General features: G+C 68.5%; 9 protein-coding genes. 7 read left to right on the top strand and 2 right to left on the bottom strand.

Annotated elements, in window-relative coordinates; all coding sequences use genetic code 11:
* Positions 1 to 6 precede the first annotated feature (6 nt).
* From ACPC54_RS30825 to ACPC54_RS30805, 5 genes are all read left to right on the top strand, one after another.
* Entirely contained in the window at positions 7 to 450 is a 444-nt protein-coding gene (locus ACPC54_RS30825; protein ID WP_498969513.1) for a hypothetical protein, read from the top strand.
* 91 nt (positions 451 to 541) lie between these two features.
* Positions 542 to 970 (top strand): hypothetical protein, encoded by a 429-nt coding sequence (locus ACPC54_RS30820; RefSeq protein ID WP_498969512.1) that lies wholly within the window; start codon positions 542 to 544, stop codon positions 968 to 970.
* A 12-nt stretch (positions 971 to 982) separates the two neighbouring features.
* A complete protein-coding gene (locus ACPC54_RS30815; protein WP_498969511.1) occupies positions 983 to 1,201 on the top strand; it encodes a hypothetical protein in 219 nt (72 codons plus the stop codon).
* Positions 1,202 to 1,273: 72 nt separating this feature from the next.
* Positions 1,274 to 3,295, top strand: coding sequence for a 2'-5' RNA ligase family protein (locus ACPC54_RS30810; RefSeq protein ID WP_498969509.1), 2,022 nt, complete (start codon positions 1,274 to 1,276; stop codon positions 3,293 to 3,295).
* Positions 3,296 to 3,455: 160 nt separating this feature from the next.
* Complete coding sequence (locus ACPC54_RS30805) at positions 3,456 to 4,745, top strand: phage major capsid protein (RefSeq protein WP_498969508.1); 1,290 nt, start codon at positions 3,456 to 3,458, stop codon at positions 4,743 to 4,745.
* A 70-nt stretch (positions 4,746 to 4,815) separates the two neighbouring features.
* On the opposite strand, the gene ACPC54_RS30800 is transcribed toward ACPC54_RS30805, so the two are convergent.
* Both ACPC54_RS30800 and ACPC54_RS30795 read right to left on the bottom strand, forming a co-directional pair.
* The gene (locus ACPC54_RS30800; protein WP_498969507.1) at positions 4,816 to 5,157 is read right to left on the bottom strand and encodes a helix-turn-helix domain-containing protein; all 342 of its coding nucleotides are present in this window, start codon (positions 5,155 to 5,157) and stop codon (positions 4,816 to 4,818) included.
* Between the two features lie 23 nt (positions 5,158 to 5,180).
* Complete coding sequence (locus ACPC54_RS30795) at positions 5,181 to 5,801, bottom strand: hypothetical protein (protein WP_498969505.1); 621 nt, start codon at positions 5,799 to 5,801, stop codon at positions 5,181 to 5,183.
* A 1,374-nt stretch (positions 5,802 to 7,175) separates the two neighbouring features.
* Between ACPC54_RS30795 and ACPC54_RS30790 the strand changes: the two genes are divergently transcribed.
* Positions 7,176 to 7,637: an IPT/TIG domain-containing protein gene (locus ACPC54_RS30790; RefSeq protein ID WP_498969504.1), complete on the top strand. Its 462-nt coding sequence runs from the start codon at positions 7,176 to 7,178 to the stop codon at positions 7,635 to 7,637.
* A 94-nt stretch (positions 7,638 to 7,731) separates the two neighbouring features.
* Entirely contained in the window at positions 7,732 to 8,181 is a 450-nt protein-coding gene (locus ACPC54_RS30785; RefSeq protein WP_498969502.1) for a hypothetical protein, read from the top strand.
* Positions 8,182 to 8,184: the final 3 nt, after the last annotated feature.

Here is an 8,184-nt window from a genome sequence, read left to right as displayed (position 1 = left end):
CCGTTGATGACCAGCGAACACCTCGGTATCACCGTCGAGCGCCAGACGAGATTCATGTTCCCCGAGTTGCGGTGGGCCGCGGTCTCCTCGGTGAACATGCGGTGGCTGGCTCGGTCCGGGCTGTCGGCCCTCGAACTCTCAGTTCTCTTCGAGGCGATGGCGGCGATGAAGCCGTGGCGTCCCGGCCCCGGGGCGAACGACGTGAACCTCGATCTGGAGGCCATCTCGCGAAGCTATGGCGTCACGATCGAGACGGTCAAGCGGGCCCGGGGCACGCTGGTGAGGTACCGGCTGATGCTGTCGACGAACGGCGGGTACGAGGTGAACCCGCTGTTCGCCTTCAACGGGCAGGTGGGCGCCCAGCACGAGGCGGTCGGCCGCTCAATGGTGCGCAACGGGGGAGAACCGATCGACGTTGCCCTTCCGGGCGAGCAGCCGCCGCAGGAGTAGCCCAGCCCTCCCGACGCTGCTCAGGGTGTGTGGCGAGACACAAGCTCGTCTCGCCGCGCACCCTCGCGGTGTGCGCACTTATCGAATCTCCGTGAAGTCCCTCCAGCCGGACAGCCCGGTGCCGTCCGGCCAGCAGCCGACCGGCCAGGCGCCCGAGGGCCAGGAGCCAGCTGACGATGGCCGGCAGTGGGCGGGCGATCCGTACGACGAGGGCGACGAGACGTTGCCGGACGACCCGGCAGTTACGGCCCGTTTCTCCGCCCCGGGCGGTGAGGAAGCGTGGCTGGAGCGTGCTGCGGACGGGACACTGACCGGGTGGCTGCGCGATCCGTCCGGCCAGGTCTACCGTTACTCGGATGCCGATGCTTGGGCAGTGGACGTGGACGACGCCGGAATGACGGCATCCGGCGGCAGCACCCCGACCGACGAGCAGCCCGAAGACGGAGAACAGCCGGATGACGGGGCGGCGCCGGACCCCAGCGGTAAGGACAGCGAGCTCCCCGACGAGTTCCGGAAGTAGAAGGAGGCCGACGTGGAGGTTCAGGACCTGCCTGGCCGCGCTGCAGCTGTCCAGGCCGCGGCGGAGGGCGCCGCTGCTGCGAAGGCAGACACGACGGCGACGGCATGCCCCTACTCGGAGCTCGGCGACTTCGCTGAACGGTACCGGCGCCGCTTCTGGCTCCGCGGCTTCCAGGACGCTGGCGGCGCGCTGCCCGAGCAGCAGGACGGCGAGGCAAGCAACTCCGGGTGACGCCGAGACGGTAAGGGCTCAGAGGGGGCACGGTCGCGGGGCTCATCGTCCCCCGCCCCGAGGAAGTGCCCCGTGCCGCCGCGTCCACCAGCCCGGCCCCGCCGTCTGCAGGGCATCGTCCGAGCGATCTGCGCCGTCACCGGGGTGCAGGACGAGGTCGGGGACATCATCCTCCCCGGGGCGTTCACCCGCACCTTGTCCGCCCGGCCCGTCAAACCCGTGTTCAGCCACGAGTGGAAGGACCCGATCGGGGTCTGCCACCGGGTTGAGGAGTGGCTGCCCGGCGACCCCCGGCTCCCGAAGGCCACCCCGATGGGCAAGCCCTGGCCGAAGGACGCTGGCGCCCTGGTCGCCGACGTCGGCCACAACCTGCGCACCAGCCGCGGCCGTGACGTCTTCGAGCAGGTGAAGCAGTGGCACGAGGAGGGCGGCGGTGCCCAGTGGTCGATCGGCTACGTCGTCCCCAAGGGCGGCGCCACCAAGCGCGCCGGGGTGCGGATCATCCACGACCTCGACCTGTACGAGGTGTCTCCGGTACTCCACGGCGCGCACCCGCTCACCATGGCGCTGGAGGTCAAGGGCAACCCGGCTGGCCAGCCCCTGGGTTTGGAGTTCAAGGCGACCGGGCCGCACGGGGAGCCTCAGGCCGGCCAGGGCGTGATGATCGCCCTGTACCCGCCGCCGGAGGTCGCCGACGCACTCGCACACCCGCAGGGCACCGATGCCGGCGATCTGCACGTCACCCTCGCCTACCTCGGCCAGGCCGACGCACTGGGCGGGCACCCGGACGACCTGCCTGACCTGATCCGCACGGCCACAGCTGGCGCCCCACAGCTCGAAGGTCAGCTCGGCGGAATCGGCCGCTTCCCCCCGGGCGAGGAGGGCGTGCCGGTGTGGGTGCCTGTCGACGTGCCGGGCCTGACGGAGCTGCAGCAGCGAATCGTGTCCGCGGTGGCCGGCTCCGTCTTCAACGAGGCCCTCCACGCTGACCACGGCTTCACCCCGCACCTCACGCTCGGCTACGACCTCCCCGACGATGTCCCGGCCGTCGACGCGATGCCAGTCACCTTCGACGAGTTGTTCGTCGTCCGGGGTACCGACCGTGTCGGCATACCGCTGGGCCGTTCCGAGGAGCAGCCCGACGATCAACGGGAGGTCGCCCCTTCGCCGACTGCTCTGCCGCCGCCGGTTCCCGCGCCGCTGGGGCCGGCGACCGAAGTGAAGACCGCCCGCCAGGCCGTCACCGCGGCGAAGGCCCTCGCCCGGCGGCGGGGCCGACTCGAAGTGAAGACCGCTCATCAAGCCGTCACCGAGGCCCAGTCGCTGATCAGCCAGATCCAGGAGAAGAAGAGCATGCAGCCGCCCATGGCCGGATCGTACGAGGAGCAGCAGGCCCGCCTACGGGATGCGCTCCAGGTGCTGTTCCTGCCCAACCAGGAAGCCAGCGCCGACGCGGCGTGGGTGTGCGTCGAGGCGACGTTCCCCGACCGCGTGATCGCGACCGTGGCCCGGCCCGAACCCGGCGAGACGATCACCTACTCCGTGCCCTACCAGAGTGCCAACGGTGATGTCGTCCTTGGCACCCCGCAGCGGGTCGAGCTGACGGTCGTCGCCGTCGACACCGACGACCCTGACGGCGACGAGGAGGTCGAGGAGGAGGCCGAACCCGAGGAGGCCGTCGAAGCACGATTCCTGCAGCCCGCCGCAGGCCGGCTCGCTGACGCCACCTCGGCGATCGCCGTGGCCGACGTCGAGCCCGAGCAGTTGGAGAACCTTCGCCCTGCCGTCGAGCGCCTGCTGCGCACCCTGGCCCGCAAGGGCATGCCCATCGGCGAGGACGACGACGAGCCCGACGACTTCGGCGACGACTGGGGCCTGTACGACCATCTCGACGACGAGCAGGGCCAGGACGACCGCCAAGGCGGAACGCCCGTTCCGGCGCCGGTTCCGCCTGCGGCCCCGAGCCCCGCGCCCGCGGCCACCATCCCGGACAGCACGGGGCCAGGCGGGGAAGCCCCGGCCCAGGACGGCGACGAGGAGGTGACCCTGGACCCGGACGAGGTTGAGGCCCAGCTCAAGGCGCTGGCCGCCTGACCGAACTCCACCGTGCTGCCGTGCCTGGCACCTCCGACGCGGCAGCACGCGACGTTAGACCCTCATCTCCCTTCCACTGACCCGGACGTTTCGGGTCGTCCCGGTGCTGGCCGGGCGAGCGACGCGCACCAACCGTTCGCACCAGCACTTGGAAGGCTTCGTGAGCACCGCCACCGTCGATATACCGCTCAAGACTCTCATCGATGAACTCGCCACCCGCCAGGTCGAGGCCCGCCGCATCTCCGAGACCTTCAAGGTCGACGAGAAGGGCCGTTTCACCGTCAGCTCGGAGCAGAACTCCGCGTACCGCAAGGTCATCCAGGAGGCGCAGGAGCTCAAGTCCCTGATCGACGCCCGCAAGACCGCCGACGACATCGCCGGCTACCTGGACTCCCCCGAGGCCCCGCCCGCTGCAGGCCAGTTCTACGGCAGCCCCCAGGGCCCCGAGGTGAAGTCCCTCGGCGACCTCTTCACCGAGTCGGACGCCTTCGAGCGGGCCCGCGAGCGCGGCTTCGAGGGCTCCTCCCAGATCCGTGCCGGCCTGGAGGGCAAGTCCATCTGGGCTCTGTCCGCCGGCACCATCACCCACAACAGCTTCGGCGGCGCGCAGAACGTCGGCATCAGCGAGCTGGCCCGGCGCAAGTCCCGTATCCGTGATCTCTTCCCCAAGGCGACCACCAAGGCGTCCGTCCTGTACGGCATCCGCGAGACGGGCTGGACCAACAACGCCGCGCAGATCCGACAGCGCACCGCCGCGGACGGCGTCTCCCCGGCGGCCGGCCTGCCGACCGACCAGTGGGGCCGCGCCCCGGAGTCGAGGCTCGACTTCAAGCCGGTGATGTACCCGGTCAGCGAGATCGCCCATGTCCTCCACGCGCACAAGAACATCCTGTCCGACGAGCCGCGGCTCAAGTCGTTCATCAACAACAGGATGATCGAGGGGGTGAAGTACCGCGAAGACTACGACCTCCTCCACAGCGCCGGCGACGGAGAGAAGCTGACCGGCCTGTTCAACGTCCCCGGCGTCCAGGAGTACCAGGCCCAGGCCACCGACAAGCGCAGCGTCCAGGTCCGCCGGGCCATCACCAAGGGCATCCTCGCCGAGTACGAGATGACCGGCCTGGTGATCTCCCCGAACCTCTGGGAGGAACTGGAGCTGGAGACCGACAACAACGGCGCCTTCCGCATTGCGATCGCCGTCGCGGTCGGCGCCGAGAAGAAGGTCTGGCGCCTCAACGTCGTCGACACCACCGCGATGGCCGACGACAAGTTCCTGGTCGGTGCCTTCGGCACCGGCGCCCAGCTCTACGACCGCGAGTCCGTCTCCGTCACCGTCTCCAGCGAGAACGGCCTTAACTTCGAGAACGGCGTCATCACCATCCGCGCCGACGAGCGCGTCGCCCTGGAGGTCCCCCGACCGGAGTCCTTCGTGGTCGGCACCTGGGCTTAGGGCTCCACCGCGCCAAGTGGCGTACGTGGGGTGCCGCTCAGAAGACCTCTGAGCGGCACCCCACGTACGGTCAGCCAACCGCCGCCAAGTGGCGCTTCCTGGGCACGCTGATTGCCGGCAGGTCACCGTTCGAGATGTCTTCGAGGGCCTGCGCGATCGCCTCGTTCATTTCGTCTTCGTTCTCGTAGCCCGCGACGAACGGGTGCAGCCGGTAGCTGTAGCGGGTCGGCCGCAGCACGACGTTCGCCCGGGTGAGGGTTCCCATGGCCCGGCTGACCATGTTCGGGTGCATTTCGAGGATCTCCGCCAGCTCCTGCTGCGAGTACTCGATGTGGCCGCCGGGCTGCTGCTTCCTCACCAGGCGTGCGAGCGTCTTGTAGGCCGAACCGGCCAGACCGAGTTCGCTGATCATCTCCCAGACCTCAGTCCTCATGATCATGACGAACTTCCCTTCTTGGTGCGGGGCGAGGGAACCACAAGGTCCGGAAAGTCCCCCGGGGCAGCCTGCAGCAGGCGGGCTGCCGTCAGCTCCTCCTGCTGGAGGTCCCCGTTTCCGTTGAAGCACAGGGTCGGGTTCATCTGGAGCTTCGTCCTGTTGACCTTCCGAATCATGTGCCAGTCCTCCAGTCGAACGAGCGCAGAGGACACGTTCGTCCTGGGCAGGACCAGGAAGTCAGCAACGTCCTGCTGCCTCTTGATCGAGACGAACCCCTTTTTCTGCTCACCCATGCAGTACAGCAGAACTGCGACCTCGGTGGGAGTCATGTTTCGGGCAGCGATCACGGGGGCCAGGACGCGGGACATGAAGGCGTTCGACACGACCGAGTAACCGTGCTCCCCGAGCATCAGGTGAGGGTTTCGGTACTGGGCGGTTGCCGTGATGGAGATGGGCGCACTGCCTCGGCCCTTGGTGGCCTTCCCCACGGCTGAGGACATCGCCTCGATGAGCCTTTGCTCGGCGAGTTCCCGGTCACGTTGCCGCGATGACCGGACCGGCTGCTTCACCGGCTTGGCCGGCTTCGGTGCTGCCGGTTCCTTCCGAGCAGGGAGAGTCATGGTGAGCCTTTCGGGGCGCGCTTGATCCGTAACGTAGCGTGACTCACCAAAAAAGTACAGTCGACTCACCGGAAACGGTGAGTCAGTGTCGCGGCTCCACGACACTATCGCTCGACTCACCAGATTCGGTGAGTCGATGTCGCACCCGCACGACAGTCCAGCCCCGACCTCGAAGCGGGTCGATTACCCTGCGCGCTGAGCACATGGCGTTCCAAGTGTCGTGAAAGCACGACAGTACATCTCGCATCTACGCAGGTCAGAGCCATGATCGAGTTCAAGCCTTTTTACCTAAAACGCGCACGCGCGCGCGAGGCCGGCTCGCTCGACGCCCAAAACGCCCAGCCCGGGGGCTACCATCCGGACCCAGTGGCACCGTCAACCGCGAATCGACTCACCATTTTTGGTGAGTCAGCGTCGTAACTGACGATGCAACCGCGACAGATCGGTCTTCAACTGTCGCGAAACCACGACAGCGAATCTCGCATTTCCGCAGGTCAGAGGCATGATCAACTTCTGCCCCTTTTTTCCTTAAGACCCACCCGCCGGTGCCGCACCTGCCAACTCGCCCTCCGGGCCGCTGGTACTGCCGCTTCCGCAGCCCGGGTTACTGACACCGCACCGGCCCGCGGTACCCGACTGGCGACCCTCACCGACGCCGATCATGGAATTGCGGCTGCCGCCGCAACCGGGCCCCTGAGGGCCCTTTCCATGCTCATCCATCCTGGACGTGACCACCTGGCGCCTACCGGACCAAGGCATTGCGGCAGTTGACAGAGGTGCACGTGTTCCCTTCACCACCTCGTGAACAGCTGCCAACGTCGATCGGCTTCCTGTAGCACGTCTGGTCCGGGGAGCTTTCCATGACGGTGTGCTCCACTTCACGCGAGCGCTACGTACCTCACCAGCCACGACGGCAACCACGGAGGCGCCCAGCCGCTGGAACCTCGTACCAACTGCCCAGTGAGGGCCGTCAAGGCCCGAGGGGTGAGCGCGGGAGCTTGCGACCAAGCTCAGGGCAGGCGGAGCGCATGTCCAGCCCGCGCAGGGCTGGTGGGGGGTGTGGGGGGAGGAGCCCCCCACAAAGGTAGGCGGGTCCAGCGCCGCCGGGCGCTGGCCACGGGTGCGGGGGCGGAGCACGCCGCGACCAGCCGCCGATCTTCCGTCAGTCCGCAACGGCGGGAGGTTGCCACCGTATCCGGTGTCCTGACGGTGAGTTTTCACGGACAAAAAGTACCCATCTGCGGTGGCCAACATGCCATTGAGAAAAGGTTGTTCGCTCTAGCGGGCGATCGGGTTGGCCCGCGATCAAGCGGTCGACGGTAGAGGGTGCCCCCACGCAACATCGGAGGCCCCAACCCGAAGGAGGTCCCAGTCGTGGGCCTGTACACCGCGGGCGGCGCCCGCATCACGAAGGCCGCTTTCCCGGCCACCCCGGTCCCGGACCGGATGATGACCGTCACCGAGCGGATCTATGCGACCCGCCGCTACGCCGAGGGCGACCGCAAGCCCGAGGGCGCGATCCGCACGATCGCCTTCCAGCCCGGCGCCCAGATGCGGGAGTCGGACATTGCGAAGCTGTTCCCGCTGCCGACCATCACGTCGATCCTGCCGTCCGGGGGCCCGGCCGCCGGCGGAACCGTGGTGACGATCACCGGCGCGAACCTGGACGGCACCAGCGCGGTCACGTTCGGCGGGGCGGCAGGTACCGCCCTGACGATCGTCTCCGACACCGTGGTGAAGGTGACCGTCCCGGCGAAGGCGGCCGGTGCGGTCGACGTCGTCCTCACCGACGACGCGGGCACCGTGACCAAGGTGGGCGGGTTCACCTACTCCTGACCGGTTCCGGTGGCGGCCGGCTCGGCGCGACACAAGCCCTCCCGGCCGCCACCCTGCTGAGGCTCCAACAGCCCCGTGGTGAAGGACTCAGCTGATGACAACTACCCCGCGCAGCCGCAAGGCCGCTGCTGCCGCCGAACCAGTCGATCCAGACAGCGCCGTGGCGGACGCCAGCACGCTCGTCCCGGCCGCCGCACCGCTGGAACCCCCGGCCGGCCTCGAACCGGACCCCGTGCCGGAAACCAGGGTTCCCGAGCGGGTCCCGGTCGCGGAGGCACTCCCCGAGACGATCGACGGGCTGATCGTCGACTCGCAGACCCGCCGCCCGCCCACCGACCTGAACAGCCTGTTCGAGCGGATCACCCCGCACGGCAACACCCTGGTCAGCACCGTCCGCCTGGTCGAGAACCGGACCGACGAATACGGCCGCACCCGCACCACCCTGCTCGCAGCGCAAGGCGCCCACCTGCCCGAGACGGTCGTCGAACTACTGCTGCAGCGCCTGCGCGACCAGGCCAGCGTCCACCACGCGCTCGGCGAGTAGGCC

Origin of the sequence: Kitasatospora sp. NPDC094028, from assembly GCF_049543595.1 — a bacterium.
In the GTDB taxonomy this organism is placed as follows: Bacteria; Actinomycetota; Actinomycetes; order Streptomycetales; family Streptomycetaceae; genus Kitasatospora.
Note: the sequence above shows the minus strand (reverse complement) of the source record. Positions and strands in the feature narration are given on the sequence as shown.

Bases quoted from the DNA above. Each gene is read 5' to 3' on its own strand.
- ACPC54_RS30825 (WP_498969513.1), top strand. From the start codon at position 7: ATGACCAGCGAACACCTCGGTATCACCGTCGAGCGCCAGACGAGATTC.
- ACPC54_RS30800 (WP_498969507.1), bottom strand. From the start codon at position 5,157: ATGATCAGCGAACTCGGTCTGGCCGGTTCGGCCTACAAGACGCTCGCA.
- ACPC54_RS30795 (WP_498969505.1), bottom strand. From the start codon at position 5,801: ATGACTCTCCCTGCTCGGAAGGAACCGGCAGCACCGAAGCCGGCCAAG.
- ACPC54_RS30785 (WP_498969502.1), top strand. From the start codon at position 7,732: ATGACAACTACCCCGCGCAGCCGCAAGGCCGCTGCTGCCGCCGAACCA.